The sequence below is a fragment of the Pseudomonas sp. JR33AA genome (assembly GCF_021378985.1).
GTDB classification, from domain to species: Bacteria; Pseudomonadota; Gammaproteobacteria; order Pseudomonadales; family Pseudomonadaceae; genus Aquipseudomonas; species Aquipseudomonas alloputida.
In genome coordinates, this window is record NZ_JAJSAW010000025.1 from 1 (window position 1) to 23,385 (window position 23,385).

Genomic DNA, 23,385 nt, shown 5'->3' on the forward strand with positions numbered 1-23,385 from the left:
TGGTTACTTTTTGTCGCGTTTGACAAAAAGTTCACGTAAGGGCGAAAAGGTGAGTCGGTGTCGCCATCGTGAATGGACTGTTCGCTGAGTCAAAACAGACGAATTTGCTTCTTGCTTCTTGCTTCTTGGATGTGGGCATTCACACCGAGTAGATATTCATTCACGCAGGTGGCGCATAGTCACCTTTCCGCCCTTACGGCGGGTCCCTTTTTGTCGTGGCAAAAAGGAACCAAAAACCGTCGGCTCCCATCATCCGGCCCCTGCGCTACGCTCCGGGGTTCCCTCGCTCCGGGCTTGCTCCCGGGAGGACCGCGCTGCAGGCCCCATCCATGGGGCCTCAGCGCTTGACGGGCATCCATGCCCGTCACCTCCCTCCGCAAGCCCTGCGCTCGGCCTCCTGAAGTCGCAATCTGCGTCGTCTGAACTATCGCGCACTTAGAAGCAAAAGCAAAAGCAAGGGCAAGGCTCTGTCAGAGCAGACATTTCGCCAATGAATAAGGCATAAAAAAATACCGCACTGTCACCAGTGCGGTATTTTTCAGGTAAAGCCTGAACGATCAACGCTCCAGCAGAATCCGCAACATGCGACGCAGCGGTTCGGCGGCGCCCCACAGCAGCTGGTCACCCACGGTGAACGCACCCAGGTACTGCGAACCCATGTTCAGCTTGCGCAGGCGGCCAACCGGGATGTTCAGGGTGCCGGTGACCTTGGTCGGGGTCAGCTCCTGCATGCTGATTTCACGCTGGTTCGGCACCAGCTTCACCCAAGGGTTGTGCTGGCTGATCATGCCCTCGATGTCGGCGATCGGCACGTCCTTGTTCAGCTTGATGGTCAGCGCCTGGCTGTGGCAGCGCATGGCACCAATGCGCACGCAGATGCCGTCGACCGGAATCGGGCTCTTGAAGCGGCCGAGGATCTTGTTGGTTTCGGCCTGGGCCTTCCACTCTTCGCGGCTCTGACCGTTCGGCAGCTCCTTGTCGATCCACGGGATCAGGCTACCCGCCAGCGGCACGCCGAAGTTTTCGGTCGGGAACGCTTCGCTGCGCATGGTCTCGGCAACCTTGCGGTCGATATCGAGGATGGCACTGGCCGGGTTGGCCAGATCATCGGCCACTGCCGCGTGGGTAGCGCCCATCTGCTTGATCAGCTCGCGCATGTTCTGCGCGCCGGCACCCGAAGCTGCCTGGTAGGTCATGGCGCTCATCCACTCGACCAGACCGGCCTCGAACAGGCCACCCAGGCCCATCAGCATCAGGCTGACGGTGCAGTTGCCACCGATGTAGTTCTTGGTACCGGCGTCAAGCTGCTGGTCGATGACCTTGCGGTTGACCGGGTCAAGGATGATCACCGCGTCATCCTGCATGCGCAGGGACGAAGCGGCGTCGATCCAGTAACCCTGCCAGCCGGCTTCACGCAGCTTGGGGAAGACCTCGTTGGTGTAGTCGCCGCCCTGGCAGGTCAGGATCACGTCGAGGGTCTTGAGTTCTTCAATCGAATAAGCGTCCTTGAGGGGCGCTGTATCCTTGCCCACGTTCGGACCCTGGCCACCAACATTGGAGGTAGTGAAGAACACCGGCTCGATAAGGTCGAAATCCTGCTCCTCCAGCATCCGCTGCATGAGCACGGAACCGACCATACCGCGCCAACCGATCAGACCTACACGTTTCATCGCAACTACACCTTTGCTAAAAGTGGGCCGCCACCGGGAATTTTGGGTGGCGGGCCAGAGAGATTACAGATTCCGCAGCGCTGCGACTACTGCGTCGCCCATTTCCTGCGTACCAACTTTGCGGCAGCCTTCCGAGAAGATGTCGCCGGTACGCAGCCCCTGGTCCAGAACCAGGCTCACGGCCTTCTCGATCGCCTCGGCGGCAGCCGACTGATTGAAGCTGTAACGCAACATCATCGACACCGACAGGATAGTCGCCAGTGGGTTGGCGATACCAAGGCCAGCGATGTCCGGTGCCGAGCCGTGGCACGGCTCGTACATGCCCTTGTTGTCGGCATCCAGCGACGCCGAAGGCAGCATGCCGATGGAACCGGTCAACATGGAAGCTTCATCCGACAGAATGTCGCCGAACATGTTGTCGGTCACCATCACGTCGAACTGTTTGGGTGCACGCACCAGCTGCATGGCAGCGTTGTCGACGTACATGTGGCTCAGTTCCACGTCCGGGTAGTCCTTGGCCACGTCTTCGACCACTTCACGCCACAGCTGGCTGGAGGCCAGAACGTTGGCCTTGTCCACCGAGCACAGCTTCTTGCCGCGCACACGGGCCATGTCGAAACCGACACGGGCAATGCGGCGCACTTCGCTTTCGCTGTACGGCAGGGTGTCGTAGGCCTGGCGTTCGCCGCCTTCCAGCTCGCGCTGGCCACGCGGGGCACCGAAGTAGATGCCGCCGGTCAGCTCCCGGACGATGAGAATGTCCAGGCCCGATACGATTTCCGGCTTCAGCGACGAGGCATCGGCCAGTTGCGGATAAAGGATGGCCGGGCGCAGGTTGGCGAACAGGCCCAGTTGCGAACGGATCTTCAGCAGGCCGCGCTCCGGGCGAATGTCTCGCTCGATCTTGTCCCACTTCGGCCCGCCAACAGCCCCCAGCAGCACCGCATCGGCCTTGCGCGCACGCTCCAGGGTTTCGTCGGCCAGCGGCACACCGTGCTTGTCGATGGCGGCGCCGCCGATCACGTCGTGCGCCAGGCTGAAACCGAGCTGGAACTTGTCGTTGGCCAACTCCAGTACCTTGACCGCTTCGGCCATGATTTCAGGGCCGATACCGTCACCTGGGAGAATCAGAATCTGCTTGCTCATGCTTTCCTCTATCCATTCACGCGGTGTGGCCAAGCGGGCCCCACCGAAAAGTGCTTAACGCTCGGCCCACAGCACCAGCACATCGGTGCTGAACGAGCCATCGGCTTCGATCTGGTAATACTGCCGTACTTCTTCGCCCATGGCTTGCTGCAACTGGCGGATGGCCACGCGCATCGGCTCGGGGGTGCGCATGCGCTCAACCCAGGTGCTCCACTCCAGGCGCAACGGTTGGCGGGTGTGGCTGCGCACGTGCAGGCCGGCTTCGCTGACCTGGCGTTGCCATTCGGCGACGGAGTAGTCACGCACATGGCTGGTGTCGCGCAGCACTTCGACCGTTTGCAGGTAAGTGTCGAGCAGCGGGCTGCCCGGAGACATCACGTCGATGAACGCCGCCACACCACCAGGCTTGAGCACCCGGCGCACTTCGCGCAGGGCCAGGCCCAGGTCGCTCCAGTGGTGGGCCGAATAACGGCTGAAGACAAAGTCGAACGAGGCATCGGCGAACGGCAGGCGTTCGGCAGCGCCGCGTTCGGTAGTGATATTGGCCAGACCACGCTCGGCGGCGGCGCTGGCGACCACGTCGAGCATGGACTGCGAGAGGTCGTAGGCGACCACTTCGGCAACCAGCGGGGCGACGTGGAAGCTGACATGACCGGCACCGCAGCCCAGGTCCAGCACGCGGGCATGGGCCTGCCCTGCCAGCTCAGCCTGCAGCAGGGCGAATTCACTGCCTTGGGCGTGCACGGCGCTGCTGAGGTAGGCGCTGGCCTGTTCGCCGAACTGGCGTTGGACCACATCGATGTGCTGGGTGCTGGTCATGTCTCGTTCCTTTAGATTTTTGTTGCCTGTGCCGGCCTCTTCGCGGGTAACCCGCTCCTACAACGACCGCGTAACCCTCTGCCCGCGAAGAGGCCCGCACCGTCACCTACGAACTTCAGGCATCACGGAACAGCCAAGGCTGGCTGGCGCGATGCTTGGCTTCGAAGGCCTTGATTGCATCGCTGTCCTGCAGGGTCAGGCCGATATCGTCCAGACCGTTGAGCAGGCAGTGCTTGCGGAACGCATCAATCTCGAAGTGCAGCACCTTGCCATCCGGGCGGGTCACTGCCTGCGCCTGCAGGTCGATGGTCAGCTGATAGCCTGGGTTGGCTTCAACCTGTTTGAACAGCTCGTCGACTTCCTCATCGCTCAGAATGATCGGCAGCAAGCCGTTCTTGAAGCTGTTGTTGAAGAAAATATCGGCAAAGCTCGGCGCAATGATGCTGCGGAAACCGTACTCGTCCAGCGCCCAAGGGGCATGCTCACGGCTGGAGCCGCAACCAAAGTTCTCCCGCGCCAGCAACACGCTGGCACCCTGGTAGCGCGCGTGGTTGAGCACGAACTCCTCGTTGAGCGGGCGCTTGCTGTTGTCCTGGTAGGGCTGACCCACGTCCAGGTAACGCCACTCGTCGAACAGGTTCGGGCCAAAGCCGGTGCGCTTGATCGACTTCAAGAACTGCTTGGGGATGATCTGGTCGGTGTCGACGTTGGCACGGTCCAACGGTGCGACGAGGCCAGTGTGCTGGGTAAAGGCTTTCATGCTGCGCTCCCTTGGATCAACTCGCGGACATCGATGAAGTGGCCAGCTACAGCGGCAGCGGCGGCCATGGCCGGACTGACCAGGTGGGTACGGCCACCGGCGCCCTGACGGCCTTCGAAGTTGCGGTTGGAAGTGGACGCGCAATGCTCGCCGCTTTCCAGGCGGTCCGGGTTCATCGCCAGGCACATCGAGCAGCCTGGTTCACGCCATTCGAAACCGGCTTCGAGGAAGATCTTGTCCAGGCCTTCACGCTCGGCCTGGGCCTTGACCAGACCCGAACCCGGCACGACGATGGCTTGCTTGACGCTGGCGGCCACCTTGCGACCCTTGGCGATTTCCGCCGCAGCACGCAGGTCCTCGATTCGCGAGTTGGTGCACGAGCCGATGAACACACGGTCCAGCTTGATATCGGTGATCGCCTGGTTGGCGGTCAGCCCCATGTACTTCAAGGCACGCTCGATCGAACCCCGCTTGACCAGGTCCGCTTCGGCAGCCGGATCCGGTACGCGCTGGTCGACGGCCAGAACCATCTCGGGCGAAGTGCCCCAGCTGACCTGTGGCTTGATCTGGCTGGCATCCAGCTCGACCACAGTGTCGAATACGGCATCGTCATCCGACACCAGGTCTTTCCACGATTCGACCGCTTGCTTCCACTGCTCGCCCTTCGGCGCGTACGGGCGCCCTTCGACGTAGGCAACGGTAGTGGCATCGGTCGCCACCAGGCCCACGCGGGCACCGGCTTCGATGGACATGTTGCAGATGGTCATGCGGCCTTCCATCGACAATTCGCGAATGGCACTGCCCGCGAATTCCATGGCGTGCCCGTTGCCACCGGCAGTGCCGATCTTGCCGATCACGGCCAGCACGATATCCTTGGCGGTGACGCCGGCCGGCAATTGGCCTTCCACGCGCACCAGCATGTTCTTCATCTTCTTGGCGACCAGGCACTGGGTGGCGAGCACGTGCTCGACCTCGGAGGTGCCGATGCCATGGGCCAAGGCACCGAAAGCGCCATGGGTGGAGGTGTGCGAGTCACCGCAGACCACGGTCATGCCAGGCAAGGTGGCACCCTGCTCCGGGCTGATGACGTGGACGATGCCCTGGCGCTCGTCATTCATCTTGAATTCGACGATGCCGTATTCGTCACAGTTCTCGTCGAGGGTCTGGACTTGCAGGCGCGAAACCTGGTCGACGATTGCCTCGATACCACCCTTACGCTCTGGCGTGGTCGGCACGTTGTGGTCCGGCGTGGCGATGTTGGCGTCGATACGCCACGGTTTGCGATTGGCCAGGCGCAGGCCTTCGAAGGCCTGGGGCGACGTCACTTCGTGGATGATGTGGCGGTCGATGTAGATCAAGGACGAGCCGTCATCACGGCGCTTGACCTCATGGGCTTCCCAGAGTTTGTCGTAGAGCGTTTTGCCAGCCATCAGACTGTTCCTCATCAGCGTCTTTCTATGCCAAAGACCCCTTGGCTTGTACGGACGATGCTAGGGGGTTAGATTGAATAACTCAAATTCATAATTTTTATGCTTTGGATAACCCAAAGGAATACGACATCATGGACCTGGCCAACCTCAGCGCCTTCATCGCCATTGCCGAAACCGGTAGCTTTTCTGGCGCGGCCGAACGCCTGTTCCTGACCCAGCCGGCCATCAGCAAACGCATCGCCGGCCTGGAGCAGCAACTGGACGTGCGCCTGTTCGACCGCCTGGGCCGCGAGGTGACCCTGACTGAAGCCGGGCGCGCACTGTTGCCGCGGGCCTACCAGATCCTCAACGTCCTTGATGATACCCGACGGGCGCTGACCAACCTGAGCGGGGAAGTGAGTGGTCGCCTGACCCTGGCCACCAGCCACCATATCGGCCTGCACCGCTTGCCTCCGCTGCTGCGGGCCTTCACCCGTCAGTTCCCGGCCGTGGCGCTGGATATTCAGTTCATGGATTCGGAACAGGCCTACGACGAGATACTGCATGGCCGCGCCGAAATCGCCGTTATCACCCTGGCGCCCGAGCCTCATCACTTGGTCAAGGCCGTGCCGGTGTGGGATGACGCCCTGGACTTTGTCGCCGCCCCCGAGCACCCATTGGCCAATAATCAGGCGGTCAGCCTGGCTGACGTCGCCCGCCACCCGGCGGTATTTCCCGGCGGCAATACCTTTACCCACCATATCGTCCAGCGCCTGTTCGAAAGCCAGGGCCTGACGCCGAACATCGCCATGAGCACCAATTACCTGGAAACCATCAAGATGATGGTGTCGATCGGCCTGGCCTGGAGCGTACTGCCACGCACCATGCTCGACGAGCAGGTTGCACCCATCGCTTTGCCCGGCATACAGCTGTCGCGCCAGCTAGGCTACATTTTGCACACGGAGCGTACGCTATCGAATGCGGCCAGGGCATTCATGGCCCTGCTCGACAGCCACTCAGGTTCCACCTGAAGGGCTGTCAGCCGGCTATTCCGTTTCCAAGGACACGTCATACGCCAAAGGTCTGGTACCGATGCCCAAATCAGCAAACCGCTTTTTGCGCCTGCCGCGAATACCTGCCGCTGATCCCCAGGAGTCCGAGCAGGCCTGGCAGAACGCCCCGCAACTGCTGGCAGCGCTCAACGGTGCGCACCTGGGTGCCTGGCTATGGGATATCGAAAGCGGCAGGGTCAGTTGGTCGCGGGGAACGCAGGCCCTGTTCGGCTTCGATCCACAGCGGCCACTGCCTGCCGATATCGATTACCTTGACCTGCTGCCCGAGGAGGACCGCGCCCGCACGCGCCAAATGTTTCAGGCAGTGTTCAACGGTGAGCCGGTGGAACAGGCCATGCGCCACCGTATCCGCTGGCCGGACGGCAGCCTGCACTGGCTGGAGATCAACGGCAGCCTGACCCACGACCCGCACGGCCGACCGCAGATGATCGGCGTGATCCGCGAGATCACCCGCCAGCGCGAGCGGGAAACGGCGCTGATCAATTCGGAAAAGCGCTTCGCCACGCTGTTCCACCTGAGCCCTAACGCCATTTTGCTGACCCGCCGCCACGATGGCATGATCTTCGAGGTCAACCAGCACTTCGAAGACATGTTCGGCTGGCCCGGCAGCCAGGTGATCGGCAAGACCAGCCTGGAACTGGGCCTGTGGGTCAACCCCGAACAGCGCCACCAGATAATCGAGTCGACCCGCGCCAACGGCGGCCCGCTGATCATGGAGGTGCAATTCCGCGCCACCAGCGGCAAGGTGCATGACGGCATCCTGTGCACCCAGGGCATCGAGCTGGAAGGCGTGACTTTCCTGATCAGCACATTCGTCGACACCACCGAACGCAAGCGCGCCGAGAAGGCCCTGAAGGACAGCCAGGAGCGCCTGGACCTGGCCCTGGATTCGGCGCAACTGGGCACCTGGGACTGGCACATCCCAAGCGGCATGCTCTACGGCTCGGCCCGCGCTGCGCAGCTGCATGGCTTGCCGCCCATCCCTTTTCATGAATCGTTCGATGCATTTTTCGAGGGGGTGCCGGAGCAAGAGCGCAACTCGATGCGACAGGCCTACCGTAGCCTGCGCGAAGGGCCCGCCGGCAACTACCAGATCACCTATCGGGTGCAGTTGGAAAACGGCACTTCACGCTATATCGAAAGCCGCGCGCGGCTGTACCGCGACGACCAGGGCATCCCCCTGCGCATGGCGGGCACCTTGCTCGACATCACCGATCAGGTGGAGCGCGAACAGCGCCTGAGCGCCTCGGAAGAGAAGTTTGCCAGCCTGTTCCAGGTCAGCCCCGACCCGATCTGCGTCACTCGTCAGGACACCGGCCAGTTCATCGAGATCAATCCGGCGTTCACCCAGACCTTCGGCTGGAGCAGCGAGCAGGTGCTTGGGCGTACCGCCGAGGAAATCGGCCTGTGGGCCGAGTCCGTCGAGCGCGCGAAACGTATCGAGCAGGTGATCCGCGAACAGGCCTTGAGCAACGTCGCCGTGGTACTCAACCACCGCAATGGCGCCCCGCTGACCTGTGTGATTTCCAGCCGCCTGATCACCGTCGACGACCAGCCCTGCAGCGTCACCACCCTGCGCGACATCACCCAGCAACAACGCGCCGAAGCCGCGCTGAAGTCCAGCGAGGAGAAGTTCGCCAAGGCCTTCCACTCCAGCCCCGACGCCATCACCATCACCGAACGCCACAGCGGCCGCTACCTGGAAGTCAACGACGGCTTCTGCCGCCTGACCGGCTACAGCACTGCCGAAGTGATCGGCCACACGGTGTATGAGATCGGCATCTGGGCCGACGCCAAGCAGCGCAGCGCGCTGCTGGCCGAATTACACGAACGCGGCCGGGTACACCACCGCGAGATGCTCGGGCGCAACAAGCGTGGCGATATCCTCACGGTGGAGGTTTCGGTAGAACCGATCACCCTCAACGAAGTGGATTGCCTGCTGCTGACGGCCCGCGACGTCAGCCAGCTGAAGAACGCCCAGGCGCAGATACGTCACCTGGCCTATCACGACCCGCTGACCAACCTGCCGAACCGCGCCTTGTTGATGGACCGCCTGAGCCAGCAAATCGCCTTGCTCAAGCGGCATAACCTGCGTGGTGCCCTGCTGTTCCTCGACCTGGACCACTTCAAGCACATCAACGACTCGCTGGGCCACCCGGTGGGCGACACTGTGCTGAAGATCATCACCGCCCGCCTTGAGGCCAGCGTGCGGCTGGAGGACACCGTGGCGCGCCTGGGGGGCGACGAATTCGTGGTGCTGCTCAGCGGCCTGGAAGGAAGCCGCGAACACGTGGAACAGCAAGTGCGCGAGCTGGCCGACACCCTGCGCGAACTGCTGGCCGAGCCCATGTCACTGGATGGCCAGCGCCTGCAGGTAACGCCCAGCATCGGCGTGGCGCTGATCCCCGACCACGGCACCACACCGGCCGACCTGCTCAAGCGTGCCGATATTGCCCTGTACCGGGCCAAGGACTCCGGTCGCAACACCACCCAGCTGTTCCACACCACCATGCAAAAGGCCGCCAGCGAGCGCCTGCGCATGGAAAACGACCTGCGCCTGGCCTTGGCCCGTGGCGAACTGGCGCTGCACTTCCAGCCGCAGGTGGATGCCCGTGACAACCGCATCGTCGGTGCCGAAGTGCTGCTGCGCTGGCACCACCCGCTACTGGGCCAGCAACCGCCCTCGCAGTTCATCCAGGTACTGGAAGAAAGCGGCCTGATCCTGGAAGTTGGCAGCTGGATTCTCGACGAAGCCTGCGACGCCTGCGCCCGCATGCTCACCGACGGGCTGATCGACGCTGACGATTTCAGCCTGTGCGTGAACATAAGCCCGCGACAGTTCCGCCAGAACGACTTTGTCGGGCGGGTGCTGCGCAGCCTGGACGATTACCGCCTGCCGCGGCAGATGCTGACGCTGGAAATCACAGAAGGCATCGTCATCCAGAACCTGGAAGACACCATCAGCAAGATGCGCGAGCTGAAGCGCTACGGGGTGAGTTTTGCCATGGACGACTTCGGCACCGGCTACTCCTCGCTGACTTACCTGAAGCGCCTGCCGGTCGATGCGCTGAAAATCGACCAGAGCTTCGTACGCGATGCACCGGTCGACCCCAACGACGCAGAAATTGTCCGCGCCATTGTCGCCATGGCGCGCAGTCTGGACCTTGCGGTGATTGCCGAAGGGGTAGAGCTGACCGACCAGCTGGCGTTTCTCGAGCGGCTGGGGTGCCATCTGTACCAGGGTTATCTGCACAGCCGGCCATTGCCGCTGCCGGAGTTTCGGCAGATGCTGCTGGAGGCGCCGGCAGATTACTGACCCGCATGAAGGCCGCGCGCCTACACGGAACCGCGCGAGAGGCACGAAAAAGGGCACCTCTGGAGGTGCCCTTTTTCATTGCAGCGCGATCAGTTCAGCGCAGGCTTTTCACCATTGATCGGAATGCGCTTGGCCTTGGCTTCTTCAGGCACGATGCGCAGCAGGTCGATGCTGAGCAGGCCATTGGCCAGGCCGGCGGCCTTCACTTCGATGTGATCTGCCAGGCGGAACGACAGCTTGAAGGCGCGTTGTGCGATACCCTGGTGCAGGTAGGTCACTTCAGCGGCGCTGTTGTCGCGCTTGCCACCGGTCACGGTCAGGACACCTTTTTCGACCTGCAGGTCGAGGTCCTCTTCCTGGAAACCGGCTGCAGCAACCACGATGCGGTAGTGGTCATCGCCATGCTTTTCCACGTTATAGGGCGGGTAGCTGCTACCGGCCTCGTTACGTGCCGCGGATTCGAACAGGTCGTTGAAACGGTCGAAACCAACGGAATGACGGAACAGTGGAGCAAGAGAGAAAGCAGTAGTCATGGTCATAAACTCCTGAGATTCAGCAAGTAAGTCATTACGCGACCCGGCTTCGGCATCGCGTACTCAAAAGATATGGCCGCGGGAAACGCTTTCAAGGGGCAAACAGAAAAAATTTGATTTTTTTGCACGGAGCCTGTGACCTGTTTGTCGCTGACCCGCCCCTACGGCGGCCTTTGCCGAACCACCGATCCGGCGTAGGAGCGGGTTTACCCGCGAATACGGTGGCAGCAGCGACGGTGAACGGCCAGGGATATTGGCCAGCAGGCCCGGCCCTTTCGCGGGTGAACCCGCTCCTACGGGTGCAGTACCCGCGAAGAGGCCTGCTCAGGCGACGCAAGCTTCCAAGGCTGGAACCTCAACCCCGAGCAACCGGCTGATCCGCGCGCAGTCATCTTCCCGGCGCAACTCGGCAAACAACACCACCGCTTCGGGGTAACTGCGAGTCAGCATCGCCAGCCACTGCTTCATCCGCCCCGGCGCATAACGCGGCGACAATTTGGCCTGGGCCTGGCGCCAGAACTCACGCAACAGTGGCAACAAGTCATGCCAGCTCATCGGCTGGTAGTCGCGCCCGTCCCGCGCGGCTGCAATCTGCAAGCCCAGGTCCGGGCGCGATACCAGCCCGCGGCCGAGCATGAAGTCTTCGGCGCCACTGACCTCGCGGCAACGCCGCCAGTCATCGACGGTCCAGATCTCGCCATTGGCGAACACCGGCACCTTGACCACATCCTGTACCCGCGCCACCCACTCCCAGTGCGCTGGCGGCTTGTAGCCCTCAACCTTGGTCCGTGCGTGCACCACCAGGTGTGCCGAACCGCCCTCGGCCAGCGCCGTGGCGCACTCCAGTGCCCCATCGGGGCTGTCGAAGCCCAGACGCATCTTCGAGGTGACCGGGATATTCGCCGGCACTGCACGCCGCACTTCACGCACAATGGCGTGCAACAATTCCGGCTCTTTGAGCAGTACCGCACCACCGCGCGACTTGTTCACCGTCTTTGCCGGGCAACCGAAGTTCAGGTCGATCACCGGCGCCCCAAGCTCGCACGCCAGTGCGGCGTTGTCCGCCAGGCATACCGGGTCCGAACCCAGCAATTGCACGCGCATGGGCACACCAGAAGCCGTGCGCGCTCCCTGGCGCAATTCAGGCGCCAGCTTGTCGAACGAGGACGCCGGCAGCAGGCGGTCGCACACGCGAATGAACTCGGTGACGCACCAGTCAATACCGCCTACACGGGTCAATACGTCGCGCAGGATGTTGTCGACCAGCCCCTCCATGGGGGCCAGGGCAATTTGCATGTCGGGGTCTCAGCGGAAAAACCGGCAGTTTAACAAAAAATGCCGGCGACTCAGGCGCCGATCAGCGCCGGACCGTAACCCTCGACGAATTCCGCCGGCATGCGCCTGGGCTTGCCGCTGGACAGCTCGATGCAGGCAAAGGTGGTTTGCGCGCGCAGCAGCGTCACACCATCGCGCGGGCGCTTGAGCTGAAACCGCCGGGTCATGCGCAGGCGCTGGTCCCAGTCAATAATCCAGGTGGCCAGCTGCAGCTCATCGTCTTCATAGGCGGCGGCCAGGTAGTCGATTTCGTGGCGCACCACAGCCATCGCCCGGTCAAGGCGCCGGTACTCGGCCAGGTCCAGCCCCAGGCGCTGGGAGTGGCGCCAGGCGCAGCGCTCAAGCCAGGTGACGTAGACGGCATTGTTGGCGTGGCCAAGGCCGTCGATATCCTCGCTGCCGACGCGCAGGTCGATGACGAAGGGTGTTGCCAGGTCCCAGCTCATTTTCGCTTCCTTGGCGCAAAAGGCGATTTAGCAGCGATCTGCGGGGCAATGTCCAGCCCCAGCGAGCCTGAAGCGGTCGTTATAGGAGCGGGCTTGCCCGCGAATCAGACACCGCGGTGGGTGGCACCGGCGATGCCGATGTTCGCGGCTGAAGCCGCCCCGACACTGACGGCTTCAGCCCGAGCCAGCAATTCGAGCACGGCTTCACCCAGCCGCGGGTCGGCCAGCACTCGCTGGTGACCACCCTCTTCCAGCAGCATCAGCCGACTGTCGAACCAGGCTTTGTGAATAACCTGTGCCTCATCTGCGGGCACGAGCGCATCATTGGCGGCATGCACCACCAGCCCCGGCAGCTCCAACTGGTAACCCGTCACATCCAGCCGCGCAATCTGCATGCCCACGTCACGCTCGACCTGGCGAATGAACGCTGCCCGCGCCCGCGCTGGCAGCCCCAGGCGATGGGCAAAACCCCGCAATACACCTAGCAAGCGCGCCGGCGCTGCAATGCTGACAGCCGCCTCTGTGCGAAGCCCCATCTGCAAGGCCAACAACACGCTGGCACCGCCCATGGAATGACCTATGACCGCTCGCAAGGGCGGCAACTCTGCGGCGGCTTCCAACAACGCCCGGGCAAACAGCACCACGTTCGCTTGCGCGCCAGGCGAACGGCCATGCCCCGGCCCTTCCAGCGATACCACCGTATGCCCCGCCTGAACCAAGGTCTCGATCAAAGCGGCAAATTGCGTCGGGCGCCCTTCCCAACCGTGCATCAGCAGCACGGTCGGCCCTTGCCCCCAGCGCAAGGCAGACAGGCCGAAGCGCAGCGTAATTCGCTCGGCACTGGCCAGCACAGGCAGCTCCCAATCCCGCGGCGGCAGGTTGCGCGGCGTCATGAAGGCACGGCGCATCTTGCCCGCGACATGCTCGGGGGCCAGGCGGCCCAAGGTGCCATTGACACCGCGAATCCAGCTAAGGGTGGTCATCGCCATGCTCCAGGGTTAAAGCACCGCCGACTTGGCAGCGCGCAAAATACGGTCAGACAGGTCACTGGTCCCCAAGGCCCGAGCCAGCGCCAGCCCCCCCACCATCAGGGCCAGGTCAGCCAGCGCTTTGTCGGCATCCTCTGGGCGGTCAACCATCGCAGCAGTCATCAACTCGATGTGCTCGGCCAGCACCTCGCGGAACACCTCCGGCAGGCGCTGCATTTCGCCCAACGCGTTAGGCAACGGGCAAGCATGTACTTCGCAGTCCCGGTGCTTGCGCGAGAGGTAGAAGGCCCCGGCCAGTGCCCGCCGCCCGGCGCCATCGAGATTGGGATCGACCTGGGCGAGCAACGCACGGCGCTCACCCAACAACTGGCGGAACGCTTCGAGCATCAGCTCGTCCTTGCTCTCGAAGTGCGCATAGAAGCCCCCGACGGTCAGGCCTGCTGCACCCATCACCTGGCTGACGCTGGGTTCGGCCGGGCCGTGCTGAATCAGCGCACTGCGCGCAGCTTCCAGAATGCGTTCGCGGGTTCTGCTCTTCTTGTCGCTCATCGGGTACACACCGAACAAAATATGATGATCGAAATATTATTCTCATCATATTTTTTGGCAAGCAAAATGTGCGGCCGTTTGTCGGGGCGAATTATTGGGAAAGGAAAAAACAAAAGGCCCATTCAATAAGCGAATGAGCCTTTAAAGTCCCGCAAAACGCGGGTAAACGTGGCGTCCCCTAGGGGACTCGAACCCCTGTTACCGCCGTGAAAGGGCGGTGTCCTAGGCCACTAGACGAAGGGGACGTAACCTTCGCGAAGATCCACTTGCGTGAACCCTGGCAGAAATGGTGGAGCTAAGCGGGATCGAACCGCTGACCTCCTGCATGCCATGCAGGCGCTCTCCCAGCTGAGCTATAGCCCCGAAACAAAAGGCTCATCAATAACCGACGAGCCTTTTAAAGCCCTGCAAAACGCAGGAAAAGTGGCGTCCCCTAGGGGACTCGAACCCCTGTTACCGCCGTGAAAGGGCGGTGTCCTAGGCCACTAGACGAAGGGGACATAACCTTCGTGCCGATCCGCTAACGCGAACCGCGGCAAAATTGGTGGAGCTAAGCGGGATCGAACCGCTGACCTCCTGCATGCCATGCAGGCGCTCTCCCAGCTGAGCTATAGCCCCGGATTTCTAGCCTCGCGGCCCAGCGACATAACAACATCGCTTGTGTAAAACTGGCGTCCCCTAGGGGACTCGAACCCCTGTTACCGCCGTGAAAGGGCGGTGTCCTAGGCCACTAGACGAAGGGGACGAACCTTCTTACCTTCAAGACCTGGTTGCTGGACCCGGTCTTGCTTATCAGCCTTGGCTGCTAAGCGGAATTTGGTGGAGCTAAGCGGGATCGAACCGCTGACCTCCTGCATGCCATGCAGGCGCTCTCCCAGCTGAGCTATAGCCCCACAATGTCGCTTTGAACTGAACCACTGGCTGGGTGCCTGGCGCTTCGTTTTCGTTCATCGCTGTGGACGGGGCGCATATTAAGTTCGGATTGCAGGGCTGTCAAACGAATTTTCAAAAATATTCAAAAGTTTTTTCACAGATAACAATCACTTACCGCCCTGCTCCACTAAACCCGGCTACTTGGTCCTCAGGGAAATGCCTGTGGGAGCGGCCTTGTGTCGCGAAAGGGCCGCAAAGCGGCCCCCGACGGTTTTGCGTTGAGCCAAAGAGAGTGGGACCGCGTTGCGGTCCTTTCGCGACACAAGGCCGCTCCCACAGTGCTCAACAGCGGTGTTCGGAACGCAGTCAGGCGATGGAAGCCAACAGCTTTTCCCATTCTTTGTTTTCTTTCTTCGACACACCACCCAGCAGGTCCAGGGCCTGGCGCAGGCGGTAGCGCGTCAGGTCGGGGCCGAGGATTTCCATGGCGTCCAGCACCGAAACCGAGCTGGCCTGGCCCGTGATGGCGGCAAACATCAGCGGCATGGCGTCGCGCAGTTTCAGCTCCAGCGCTTCGACCACGGCCTGGATGCAACCGGTGATGCGCTCTTTTTCCCACTGACGCAGGCTTTCAAGCTTCCACAGGATCAGCTGGATCACCTGGCGCACTTGGTCGGCCGACAGTTTCTTGCTTTCGAACAGCTTGGCATCAAGCTTGAGCGCGCCTTCGAAGAAGAACCCGCCCAAGGGGGCAACCTGGCTGAAGGTTTCGACCCGGCCTTGCACGTGCGGGGCAATCTTCATCATGTAGTCGCTGTTGAAGGCCCACTTCTGCAGGCGTGCGGCAAACTCGTCGACCGGCAGCTCGCGCAGCCACTGGCCGTTGAGCCAGGACAGCTTCTCGATGTCGAAGATCGGGCCGCCCAGCGAGATACGTGACAGGTCGAAGTGCTCGACCATTTCGGCCAGCGAGAACTTCTCGCGCTCGTCAGGCATCGACCAGCCCATGCGGCCAAGGTAGTTGAGCATCGCTTCAGGCATGAAGCCCATGCGCTCGTAGAAGGTGACCGAGGTCGGGTTCTTGCGCTTGGACAGTTTGGATTTGTCCGGGTTGCGCAGCAGCGGCATATAGCACAGCTTGGGCTGCTCCCAGCCGAAGTACTCGTACAGCTTGATCAGCTTGGGCGCCGATGGCAGCCACTCTTCCCCACGCAGCACGTGGGTGATGCCCATCAGGTGGTCGTCGACCACGTTGGCCAGGAAGTACGTCGGCAGGCCGTCGTTCTTCATCAGTACCTGCATGTCCATGCGGTCCCACGGGATCTCGACATCGCCGCGCAGCATGTCCGGCACCACGCAGACACCTTCGCTCGGCACCTTCATGCGGATCACGTGCGGCTCGCCAGCGTCCAGGCGGCGCTGCACTTCTTCGGCGCTCAGCAGCAATGCACGGCCATCGTAACGGGGGGTTTCGCCACGAGCCTGTTGTTCGGCACGCATCTGCTCCAGCTCTTCGGCGGTGCAGAAGCAATAGAAGGCGTGGCCGGCGTCTACCAGTTCCTTAGCGTATTTGGCGTAGATTTCACCACGCTCGCTCTGCCGGTAGGGGCCGTGCGGGCCGCCGACATCCGGGCCCTCGTTCCATTCGATGCCAAGCCAGCGCAGAGCGTCGAAGATCTGTTGCTCCGACTCACGCGTGGAGCGCAACTGGTCGGTGTCTTCGATGCGCAGGATGAACTCACCGCCGTGCTGCTTGGCAAAGCAGTAGTTGAACAGGGCGATGTAGGCGGTGCCGACATGGGGGTCGCCGGTAGGCGATGGCGCGATACGCGTGCGTACGGTGGTCATGGAGAGTCTCGAACGAAAGATGAAACAAAGGCGGGATGTTAGCAGGAGGCGGGCACCGGGCTCCAGCAATGGCGCGAACGTCACTTGTCGACAGGCCCTGTGCCGCTGTTAAATTTGTTTACATTTCTGGAACGATAGTCCCCATGCCTGCCCAACTCAAACGCCGCCTGACGCTCTTCTTCGCCCTGGTGGCCATCATCGCCCTCGCCTTCCTGGCCCACTGGTACTTCAAGGGCCGCTTCTACGAGAGCACCGACAACGCTTACGTGCAGGGTGAGATCACCCGTATCTCCAGCCAGCTCGGCGCACGTATCGAAACGGTGCCGGTCGAGGACAACCAGCACGTCAGCAAGGGCGACCTGCTGGTGCGCCTGGAAGCCGCCGACTTCGAGCTGGCGGTCGAACGCGCCCGTGCCGCCCTGGCCACCCGCGAAGCCGAGTACGCACAAGCGCAAAGCCGCCTCACCCAGCAAGGCAGCCTGATTGCCGCCGGCCAGGCCCAGTTGGCGGCCACCCAGGCCACCTTCGACCGTTCACGGCTGGACCTGAGCCGCGCCGAGAAGCTGCGCAAACCGGGCTTTGTCTCTGAGGAGCGGGTCACTACCCTGTCGACGGACAGCCATGTCGCCGGCTCCCAGGTCGACAAGGCCCGCGCCGACCTGCAAAGCCAGCGCCAGCAGGTCACCGCCCTGAACGCCGAACTCAAGCGCCTCGATGCGCAAATCGCCAATGCCCGCACCGACCTGGCCCAGGCCGAACTGAACCTGACCCGCTGCGAAATCCATGCACCGATCAGCGGAACCATCGGCCAGCGTAATGCGCGCAATGGCCAAGTGGTGCAGGCCGGCGCCTACCTGCTGTCGATCGTGCCGGATGAAGACATCTGGGTGCAGGCCAACTTCAAGGAAACCCAGATCGGCCGCATGCAGCCCGGCCAGCGCGCGCAGCTGTTGTTCGACAGCTACCCCGACACACCGATCGAAGGGCGGGTAGACAGCCTGTTCGCCGCGTCCGGTGCGCAGTTCAGCCTGCTGCCACCGGACAACGCCACCGGCAACTTCACCAAGGTTGTGCAGCGCATCCCGATAAAACTCACGTTCCGTGCCGACAACCCGTTGCATGGGCGTATTCGCCCCGGCATGTCGGTGACCGCCACCGTCGACCTGCGCAGCGCAGACGAAGGCCACAATGGCCGGTGATCAACTGCTGCGCCCCACTGCGGAGCCAACCCGACGCGACTGGATCGCGGTGATGAGCGTGATGCTCGGTGCCTTCATGGCTGTGCTGGATATCCAGATCACCAACTCCTCGTTGAAGGATATCCAGGGCGCTCTGTCGGCGACCCTGGAAGAAGGCTCATGGATTTCAACTTCGTACCTGGTGGCGGAAATCATCATGATCCCGCTAACGGCCTGGCTGGTGCAGCTGCTGTCAGCGCGGCGCCTGGCGGTGTGGGTATCCGGCGGTTTCCTGCTGTCGTCGCTGCTATGCTCGATGGCCTGGAACCTGGAGAGCATGATCCTGTTCCGCGCCTTGCAGGGTTTCACCGGTGGCGCGCTGATCCCGCTGGCCTTCACCCTGACGCTGATCAAGCTGCCTGAGCACCACCGTGCCAAAGGCATGGCGATGTTCGCCATGACCGCCACTTTCGCGCCCTCCATCGGGCCCACCCTGGGCGGCTGGCTGACCGAGAATTGGGGCTGGGAATACATCTTTTACATCAATATCCCACCGGGCCTGCTAATGATCGCCGGATTGTTGTACGGGCTTGAGAAGAAGGAGGCGCACTGGGAACTGCTGAAAAGCACCGATTACGCCGGCATCGTCACGCTCGGCCTTGGGTTGGGCTGCCTGCAGGTGTTTCTCGAGGAAGGCCATCGCAAGGACTGGCTGGAGTCGCAGCTGATCGTCGGCCTGGGCAGCGCTGCCCTGGTCAGCCTGATCACCTTCGTCATCCTGCAGTTTTCCAAGCCACACCCACTGATCAACCTGCGCATCCTCGGCAACCGCAACTTTGGCCTGTCGAGCATCGCCAGCCTGGGCATGGGCGTGGGCCTGTACGGTTCGATCTATCTGCTACCGCTGTACCTGGCGCAGGTACAGGGCTACAACGCCTTGCAGATTGGCGAAGTGATCATGTGGATGGGTATTCCGCAGCTGTTCCTGATCCCGCTGGTGCCGCAACTGATGAAGGTAGTATCACCCAAGGTGTTGTGCGCCCTGGGGTTCTGCCTGTTCGGTGCCGCCAGTTTCGGCTCGGGCGTACTCAACCCGGACTTTGCCGGGCCGCAGTTCAACCATATCCAGATCATCCGCGCCCTCGGCCAACCGATGATCATGGTGACCATTTCGCTAATTGCCACCGCGTATATCCAGCCGCAGGATGCCGGGTCGGCGTCGAGCCTGTTCAATATCCTGCGTAACCTGGGTGGGGCCATCGGTATTGCCCTGCTTGCCACCCTGCTCGATGCACGGACCAAGGTGTACTTCGACTACCTGCGCGAGGCGGTGGTACCGAGCAACCCACAAGTGGCAGAGCGGCTGGCGCAACTGACGGAGCGCTTGGGCAATGACAATGCGGCACTGGGCAAGCTGAGCGAAATCACCCACCAACAGGCCATGATCATGGCTTACAACGATGCCTTCCACTTTGTCGGGATCGGGTTGGCGGTGAGCATGGTGGCCGTGTTGTTGACCCGCAAGTTGCCGGAAGGGTTGAAGGCCGGGGAAGCCCATTGAGGCTATTACAGATTAAATGCGGTCCCTGTGGGAGCGGGCATGCCCGCGAACACCGGCGCAGCCGGTGCCAGCCACCGCGTTGAATTCTTCGCGGGCACGCCCGCTCCCACAGGGCCCGCGCCCGGCTTCAGCTGGTAATCAACCGCTCCCGCAGTTGAGTAATCTCGTCACGCAGCTGCGCCGCAGCTTCGAACTCCAGGTCGCGGGCGAACTGCATCATTTTCTCTTCCAACTGCTTGATACGCTTGGTGATCTCGCCCGGCGTACGCAGTTCGGCCTCGTAACGGGCGCTCTCCTCCGCCGCCTTGGCCATGCCCTTGCGCTTCTTGCTACGCGCGCCGGGCACGGTGGCGCCTTCCAGGATGTCGGTGATGTCCTTGACCACCCCCTTGGGGACGATACCGTTGGCTTCGTTGAAGGCGATCTGCTTCTCGCGGCGGCGCTCGGTTTCATCGATGGCGCGCTGCATCGAGCCTGTCACATTGTCGGCGTACAGGATGGCCCGACCATTGAGGTTACGTGCAGCGCGGCCAATGGTCTGGATCAGGGAACGCTCGGAACGCAGAAAACCTTCCTTGTCCGCATCGAGGATCGCCACCAGCGACACCTCGGGCATGTCCAGGCCCTCGCGCAGCAGGTTGATGCCCACCAGCACGTCGAAGGTACCCAGGCGCAGGTCACGGATAATCTCCACCCGCTCCACCGTATCGATGTCCGAGTGCAGGTAGCGTACCCGCACGTCATGGTCGGCCAGGTAATCGCTGAGGTCCTCGGCCATGCGCTTGGTCAGCGTTGTCGCCAGCACACGCTCGCCTGCCGCAACACGCTTGCGGATCTCGGACAGCAGGTCGTCGACCTGGGTGAGCGCCGGGCGCACCTCTACCTGCGGGTCGACCAGCCCGGTCGGGCGCACCACCTGCTCCACCACGCGCCCGGCATGCTCAGCCTCGTAAGGGCCCGGGGTTGCCGAAACAAAAATGGTCTGCGGGCTGACATCTTCCCACTCGTCGAAACGCATCGGCCGGTTGTCCAGCGCTGAAGGCATGCGGAAGCCGTACTCGACCAGGGTCTCCTTGCGTGAACGGTCGCCCTTGTACATGGCGCCGACCTGCGGAACGCTGACGTGGGATTCGTCGATCACCAGCAGCGCATCGGGCGGCAGGTAATCGTACAGGGTGGGCGGCGGTGCCCCGGCCGGGCGCCCGGAGAGGTAGCGCGAGTAGTTTTCGATGCCGTTGCAGTAGCCCAGCTCGAGGATCATCTCCAGATCGAAGCGGGTGCGTTGCTCCAGACGCTGCGCTTCGACCAGTTTGTTGGCCTTGTGCAGGTATTCCAGACGCTCTTTCAGCTCTTGCTTGATGCCTTCCACTGCTTCCAGCAGGGTTTCCCGCGGGGTGACGTAGTGGCTCTTGGGGTAGAAAGTGAAACGTGGCAGCTTGCGGAAAACCTCGCCGGTCAATGGATCGAAGGCGGCGATGTTCTCCACTTCATCATCGAACAACTCGATGCGGATGGCCTCCAGATCCGATTCGGCCGGGAAGATGTCGATCACGTCGCCGCGGACCCGGAAGGTGGCGCGGGCAAAGTCCATTTCGTTGCGGGTGTACTGCAGGTCGGCCAACCGGCGCAGCAGCGCGCGCTGGTCGAGCTTGTCGCCACGGTCCACGTGCAGAACCATTTTCAGATAGGTCTCGGGGCTGCCCAGGCCATAGATGCACGACACCGTGGTAACGATGATCGCGTCACGCCGCTCCAGCAGCGCCTTGGTTGCCGAGAGGCGCATCTGCTCGATGTGGTCGTTGATCGAGGCGTCCTTCTCGATGAAGGTGTCTGACGAAGGCACGTAGGCTTCCGGCTGGTAGTAGTCGTAATAGGAAACGAAGTACTCCACCGCGTTGTTGGGGAAAAACGCCTTGAACTCCCCGTACAACTGGGCGGCCAGCGTCTTGTTGGGCGCCAGCACCAGCGTCGGGCGCTGCACCTGCTGGATGACGTTGGCAATGCTGAAGGTCTTGCCCGAGCCGGTCACCCCGAGCAGCGTCTGATGCGACAGCCCCGCCTCGATGCCTTCGACCAACTGGCGGATAGCCTCGGGCTGGTCGCCTGCCGGCTGAAAACGTGTGACGAGCTGGAACTCGGACATGAAGGACCTCGCGGTGCTGCAGCAGCTGTAAATTTAGCCAGTAGTCTATACCCAAATGCGCCCGTTCGGGGGCGCTTTCAAGGCACAGGTGCGGGCGCGTACAACGGTGGACACGGCATTTAGACCAATGGTCGAAAAATATTTGCGCAAATAGCCCCAAAAGCTGCGCCAGAGTGTCGCGGTGACCGGTCGGTATCACTATACTGACTCCCCGTTTGTGCACCGCTTCAGTGCATTCGGCTGGAGCGTGTACGCCCTATCACACTCCAATCAGAGCCAAGGTAACAATGAGCCTGTTTTCCGCTGTCGAGCTGGCACCCCGCGACCCTATTCTGGGCCTCAACGAAGCATTCAACGCCGACCCACGTACCGACAAGGTCAACCTGGGCGTAGGCGTGTATTGCAATGAGGAGGGCCGCATTCCGCTGCTGCGCGCCGTGATCGAAGCCGAAACCCAGCGTGCCGCCCAGCACGCTTCGCGCGGCTACCTGCCGATCGATGGCATCGCCACCTACGACCAGGCTGTGCAGAAGCTGCTGTTCGGCGCCGAGTCGCCACTGCTGGCCGCCGGCCGCGTGGTCACCGTGCAGGCCGTCGGTGGTACCGGCGCACTGAAAATCGGTGCCGACTTCCTCAAGCGCCTCTCGCCCAACGCCGTGGTTGCCATCAGCGACCCTAGCTGGGAAAACCACCGTGCGCTGTTCGAATCGGCCGGCTTCCCGGTGCAAACCTACCGCTACTACGATGCGCCGACCAACGACGTCAACCGCGCCGGCATGCTCGAAGACCTCAACGCCCTGCCATCCGGCTCGATCGTGGTGCTGCACGCCTGCTGCCACAACCCGACGGGTGTCGACCTGAACCTGGACGACTGGAAGAACGTCCTGGAAGTGGTCAAGGCCAAGGGCCACGTGCCATTCCTCGACATGGCCTACCAGGGCTTTGGTGACGGTATCGCCGAAGACGCCTTCGCCGTGCGCCTGTTCGCCGAGTCGGGCCTGGAGTTCTTTGTGTCCAGCTCGTTCTCCAAATCGTTCTCGCTGTACGGCGAGCGCGTCGGCGCACTGTCGATCGTCACCGCCTCCAAGGACGAGAGCACCCGCGTGCTGTCGCAGGTCAAGCGCGTGATCCGCACCACCTACTCCAACCCGCCAACCCACGGCGCAACCATTGTTGCCACCGTGCTGAACAGCGCAGAGCTGCGCCAGATGTGGGAAACCGAACTGGCCGAAATGCGCGAGCGTATCCACGGCATGCGCAAGCAGATGGTATCGCTGCTGGCCGAATACGGTGCCAACCGTGACTTCAGCTTCGTTGGCCGCCAGGTCGGCATGTTCTCCTACTCGGGCCTGACCGTTGAACAGGTTACCCGCCTGAAGAACGACTTCGGCATCTATGCCCTGGACACCGGCCGTATCGCGGTGGCCGCGCTGAACCAGAGCAACATCCACGTGGTGACCAAAGCTATCGTGGAAGTGCTGTAACTCATTGTTTTGCCTGGGGGTGGGTTGACTTCTCCCGGGCAATCAGTAAGATACGCGCAGATTCCGCGATAGCTCAGTCGGTAGAGCAAATGACTGTTAATCATTGGGTCCCTGGTTCGAGTCCAGGTCGCGGAGCCAGACATTGAAGAAGCCCCCGGATGCGCAAGCAACCGGGGGCTTTTTCGTTGTTCAGCGGAAGTATGTCAGCGCCTGGTAGATCGAGCGCCGCCCGCGCGGCGCTCGATCTACCAGG

General features: G+C 62.2%; 17 protein-coding genes and 7 tRNA genes. 6 read left to right on the top strand and 18 right to left on the bottom strand.

Annotated features, from left to right (window positions below; translation table 11 throughout):
• Positions 1-557: 557 nt before the first annotated feature.
• The 5 genes from asd to leuC all read right to left on the bottom strand — a co-directional run bounded on the left by asd (position 558) and on the right by leuC (position 5,825).
• Positions 558-1,670, bottom strand: a complete 1,113-nt coding sequence (gene asd / locus LVS58_RS23660) for an aspartate-semialdehyde dehydrogenase (RefSeq protein ID WP_003247195.1) — start codon at positions 1,668-1,670, stop codon at positions 558-560.
• Positions 1,671-1,733: 63 nt separating this feature from the next.
• A complete protein-coding gene (gene leuB, locus LVS58_RS23665) occupies positions 1,734-2,816 on the bottom strand; it encodes a 3-isopropylmalate dehydrogenase (RefSeq protein WP_003247194.1) in 1,083 nt (360 codons plus the stop codon).
• Positions 2,817-2,870: 54 nt separating this feature from the next.
• A complete protein-coding gene (locus LVS58_RS23670) occupies positions 2,871-3,635 on the bottom strand; it encodes a class I SAM-dependent methyltransferase (RefSeq protein WP_233693063.1) in 765 nt (254 codons plus the stop codon).
• A gap of 115 nt (positions 3,636-3,750) precedes the next feature.
• Positions 3,751-4,395, bottom strand: coding sequence for a 3-isopropylmalate dehydratase small subunit (gene leuD / locus LVS58_RS23675; RefSeq protein WP_020192544.1), 645 nt, complete (start codon positions 4,393-4,395; stop codon positions 3,751-3,753).
• Positions 4,392-5,825, bottom strand: a complete 1,434-nt coding sequence (leuC, locus tag LVS58_RS23680; RefSeq protein WP_003247191.1) for a 3-isopropylmalate dehydratase large subunit — start codon at positions 5,823-5,825, stop codon at positions 4,392-4,394. Before leuC ends, leuD begins: the two co-directional genes overlap by 4 nt.
• A gap of 131 nt (positions 5,826-5,956) precedes the next feature.
• Between leuC and LVS58_RS23685 the strand changes: the two genes are divergently transcribed.
• The gene (locus LVS58_RS23685; protein ID WP_233693064.1) at positions 5,957-6,835 is read left to right on the top strand and encodes a LysR family transcriptional regulator; all 879 of its coding nucleotides are present in this window, start codon (positions 5,957-5,959) and stop codon (positions 6,833-6,835) included.
• A 61-nt stretch (positions 6,836-6,896) separates the two neighbouring features.
• Positions 6,897-10,193, top strand: coding sequence for a bifunctional diguanylate cyclase/phosphodiesterase (locus LVS58_RS23690; protein WP_233693065.1), 3,297 nt, complete (start codon positions 6,897-6,899; stop codon positions 10,191-10,193).
• An 89-nt stretch (positions 10,194-10,282) separates the two neighbouring features.
• Here the strand turns inward: LVS58_RS23690 and LVS58_RS23695 are convergent, their stop codons facing one another.
• From LVS58_RS23695 to gltX, 12 genes are all read right to left on the bottom strand, one after another.
• Positions 10,283-10,726: an Hsp20 family protein gene (locus LVS58_RS23695; protein ID WP_019437397.1), complete on the bottom strand. Its 444-nt coding sequence runs from the start codon at positions 10,724-10,726 to the stop codon at positions 10,283-10,285.
• A gap of 324 nt (positions 10,727-11,050) precedes the next feature.
• A complete protein-coding gene (locus LVS58_RS23700; RefSeq protein ID WP_233693066.1) occupies positions 11,051-12,022 on the bottom strand; it encodes a tRNA dihydrouridine synthase in 972 nt (323 codons plus the stop codon).
• A 50-nt stretch (positions 12,023-12,072) separates the two neighbouring features.
• Positions 12,073-12,507 carry an acyl-CoA thioesterase gene (locus LVS58_RS23705; RefSeq protein WP_003247186.1) on the bottom strand — a complete coding sequence of 145 codons (435 nt, stop codon included), beginning with the start codon at positions 12,505-12,507 and terminating at the stop codon, positions 12,073-12,075.
• Between the two features lie 104 nt (positions 12,508-12,611).
• The gene (locus LVS58_RS23710) at positions 12,612-13,490 is read right to left on the bottom strand and encodes an alpha/beta fold hydrolase (RefSeq protein WP_233693067.1); all 879 of its coding nucleotides are present in this window, start codon (positions 13,488-13,490) and stop codon (positions 12,612-12,614) included.
• A 15-nt stretch (positions 13,491-13,505) separates the two neighbouring features.
• Positions 13,506-14,045 carry a TetR/AcrR family transcriptional regulator gene (locus tag LVS58_RS23715; RefSeq protein WP_233693068.1) on the bottom strand — a complete coding sequence of 180 codons (540 nt, stop codon included), beginning with the start codon at positions 14,043-14,045 and terminating at the stop codon, positions 13,506-13,508.
• A gap of 169 nt (positions 14,046-14,214) precedes the next feature.
• Positions 14,215-14,290 (bottom strand) — tRNA-Glu (locus tag LVS58_RS23720).
• Positions 14,291-14,332: 42 nt separating this feature from the next.
• Positions 14,333-14,408 (bottom strand) — tRNA-Ala (locus tag LVS58_RS23725).
• Positions 14,409-14,469: 61 nt separating this feature from the next.
• Positions 14,470-14,545, bottom strand: a tRNA-Glu gene (locus LVS58_RS23730).
• Positions 14,546-14,587: 42 nt separating this feature from the next.
• A tRNA-Ala gene (locus tag LVS58_RS23735) sits at positions 14,588-14,663 on the bottom strand.
• Positions 14,664-14,714: 51 nt separating this feature from the next.
• Positions 14,715-14,790: transfer RNA gene (locus tag LVS58_RS23740), tRNA-Glu, on the bottom strand.
• Positions 14,791-14,862: 72 nt separating this feature from the next.
• A tRNA-Ala gene (locus LVS58_RS23745) sits at positions 14,863-14,938 on the bottom strand.
• Between the two features lie 346 nt (positions 14,939-15,284).
• Entirely contained in the window at positions 15,285-16,766 is a 1,482-nt protein-coding gene (gltX, locus tag LVS58_RS23750; RefSeq protein WP_233693069.1) for a glutamate--tRNA ligase, read from the bottom strand.
• Positions 16,767-16,909: 143 nt separating this feature from the next.
• Between gltX and LVS58_RS23755 the strand changes: the two genes are divergently transcribed.
• Both LVS58_RS23755 and LVS58_RS23760 read left to right on the top strand, forming a co-directional pair.
• The gene (locus LVS58_RS23755) at positions 16,910-17,965 is read left to right on the top strand and encodes an HlyD family secretion protein (RefSeq protein ID WP_233693070.1); all 1,056 of its coding nucleotides are present in this window, start codon (positions 16,910-16,912) and stop codon (positions 17,963-17,965) included.
• A gap of 49 nt (positions 17,966-18,014) precedes the next feature.
• The gene (locus LVS58_RS23760) at positions 18,015-19,505 is read left to right on the top strand and encodes an MDR family MFS transporter (protein ID WP_233693090.1); all 1,491 of its coding nucleotides are present in this window, start codon (positions 18,015-18,017) and stop codon (positions 19,503-19,505) included.
• Between the two features lie 127 nt (positions 19,506-19,632).
• Here the strand turns inward: LVS58_RS23760 and uvrB are convergent, their stop codons facing one another.
• Positions 19,633-21,648: an excinuclease ABC subunit UvrB gene (gene uvrB, locus LVS58_RS23765; RefSeq protein ID WP_233693071.1), complete on the bottom strand. Its 2,016-nt coding sequence runs from the start codon at positions 21,646-21,648 to the stop codon at positions 19,633-19,635.
• Positions 21,649-21,935: 287 nt separating this feature from the next.
• Between uvrB and LVS58_RS23770 the strand changes: the two genes are divergently transcribed.
• Both LVS58_RS23770 and LVS58_RS23775 read left to right on the top strand, forming a co-directional pair.
• Positions 21,936-23,132, top strand: a complete 1,197-nt coding sequence (locus LVS58_RS23770) for an amino acid aminotransferase (RefSeq protein ID WP_010952990.1) — start codon at positions 21,936-21,938, stop codon at positions 23,130-23,132.
• Positions 23,133-23,194: 62 nt separating this feature from the next.
• Positions 23,195-23,270, top strand: a tRNA-Asn gene (locus LVS58_RS23775).
• Positions 23,271-23,385: the final 115 nt, after the last annotated feature.

Coding starts and splice junctions, on each gene's coding strand:
- uvrB (WP_233693071.1), bottom strand. CDS start 21,648: ATGTCCGAGTTCCAGCTCGTCACACGTTTTCAGCCGGCAGGCGACCAG.
- LVS58_RS23755 (WP_233693070.1), top strand. CDS start 16,910: ATGCCTGCCCAACTCAAACGCCGCCTGACGCTCTTCTTCGCCCTGGTG.
- LVS58_RS23705 (WP_003247186.1), bottom strand. CDS start 12,507: ATGAGCTGGGACCTGGCAACACCCTTCGTCATCGACCTGCGCGTCGGC.
- leuD (WP_020192544.1), bottom strand. CDS start 4,395: ATGAAAGCCTTTACCCAGCACACTGGCCTCGTCGCACCGTTGGACCGT.
- leuC (WP_003247191.1), bottom strand. CDS start 5,825: ATGGCTGGCAAAACGCTCTACGACAAACTCTGGGAAGCCCATGAGGTC.
- LVS58_RS23710 (WP_233693067.1), bottom strand. CDS start 13,490: ATGACCACCCTTAGCTGGATTCGCGGTGTCAATGGCACCTTGGGCCGC.
- LVS58_RS23685 (WP_233693064.1), top strand. CDS start 5,957: ATGGACCTGGCCAACCTCAGCGCCTTCATCGCCATTGCCGAAACCGGT.
- LVS58_RS23715 (WP_233693068.1), bottom strand. CDS start 14,045: ATGAGCGACAAGAAGAGCAGAACCCGCGAACGCATTCTGGAAGCTGCG.
- LVS58_RS23700 (WP_233693066.1), bottom strand. CDS start 12,022: ATGCAAATTGCCCTGGCCCCCATGGAGGGGCTGGTCGACAACATCCTG.
- LVS58_RS23770 (WP_010952990.1), top strand. CDS start 21,936: ATGAGCCTGTTTTCCGCTGTCGAGCTGGCACCCCGCGACCCTATTCTG.
- leuB (WP_003247194.1), bottom strand. CDS start 2,816: ATGAGCAAGCAGATTCTGATTCTCCCAGGTGACGGTATCGGCCCTGAA.
- asd (WP_003247195.1), bottom strand. CDS start 1,670: ATGAAACGTGTAGGTCTGATCGGTTGGCGCGGTATGGTCGGTTCCGTG.
- LVS58_RS23670 (WP_233693063.1), bottom strand. CDS start 3,635: ATGACCAGCACCCAGCACATCGATGTGGTCCAACGCCAGTTCGGCGAA.
- LVS58_RS23690 (WP_233693065.1), top strand. CDS start 6,897: ATGCCCAAATCAGCAAACCGCTTTTTGCGCCTGCCGCGAATACCTGCC.
- gltX (WP_233693069.1), bottom strand. CDS start 16,766: ATGACCACCGTACGCACGCGTATCGCGCCATCGCCTACCGGCGACCCC.
- LVS58_RS23695 (WP_019437397.1), bottom strand. CDS start 10,726: ATGACTACTGCTTTCTCTCTTGCTCCACTGTTCCGTCATTCCGTTGGT.